This window comes from Puniceicoccus vermicola, assembly GCF_014230055.1.
GTDB classification, from domain to species: Bacteria; Verrucomicrobiota; Verrucomicrobiia; order Opitutales; family Puniceicoccaceae; genus Puniceicoccus; species Puniceicoccus vermicola.
Window position 1 is genome coordinate 1 of sequence record NZ_JACHVA010000120.1, and the last position, 938, is coordinate 938.

Below are 938 nucleotides of genomic sequence, written 5' to 3' on the forward strand. Positions count from 1 at the left end.
GTCGCTTTGCCCGAGGGTTAGCTTCCGCATCGGATTCCGATGCTCCAAAACATAACGGCACCCCGCGCCCGGCGGCAACGGCCATCCGCAGGGCTTGCCTCCGTATTGAAATATCTCCGACAAGAGAAATCTTTTCTTAGTCGCCTCCCGCCACGCGCCCCCAGGGCCGCACGCTGCGCTTTGCTCTGGGAGCTTCCCCCCGCCACCCGTGGCGCGGTTGCCCCGCGCGTTGCTCGCTACGCATCGCCGCGCTGGGAAATCCCACTCCGACGCCTGACGCGTCGCCCACGGCCCGGCAAGCGGGCCATCTACGACGCTTGAGGATTACCCGGCGAAGCCGGAAGAATGGCCGGAAGCCATGCCCCGCGCTTCGCGCCTGGCACCCAATCTTCCGTCTTCGCTCTTCGAGCTACTCCGCGACAAGTGTGCCGCCTCCCCGGGCCGCTGAAAGGCGAAGAGCGGCTAAAGTGGGATACCAGACGACGTCATGGGATACCAGACGACGTCAGGTCTTGATTCTTGACAGGTACGAGGCGTGTGCATTGGCTCACGGTTATGGCGAGGCCCCTGAGAGTAGAGTATGCGGGAGGATGTTATCACGTCTTGAACCGCGGAAACTATCGTCAGAGGATTTTTTCGGGGAAGGGAGCTGCGGAGGCCTTTGAACGTGTATTGGGGGAGGCGGCGGAGCGGTTTGGATGGCGCGTGCATGCCTATGTAATCATGAGCAATCACTTTCATCTTGCCGTGGAGCTTGGCGAACCGAATTTAAGCGAGGGGATGAAATGGTTGCAGGGGACGTGGATTCGCCGGTTCAATCGTTTTCGGAACTGGACGGGGCGCCCGTTTCAGGGGCGTTACAAGGGGATTGTTGTGGAGCCCGGGCATGTATTCGCGCAGGTTTGCCACTACATTCACCTGAATCCGGTTCGTGCGGG

At 60.9% G+C, this 938-nt stretch carries 1 protein-coding gene; it reads left to right on the top strand.

Going from position 1 to position 938, the window contains the following annotated elements:
- Window positions 1–555: 555 nt before the first annotated feature.
- Window positions 556–938 (top strand): transposase (locus H5P30_RS15290; protein ID WP_185692382.1); only part of this gene is annotated, 383 nt, incomplete at its 3' end.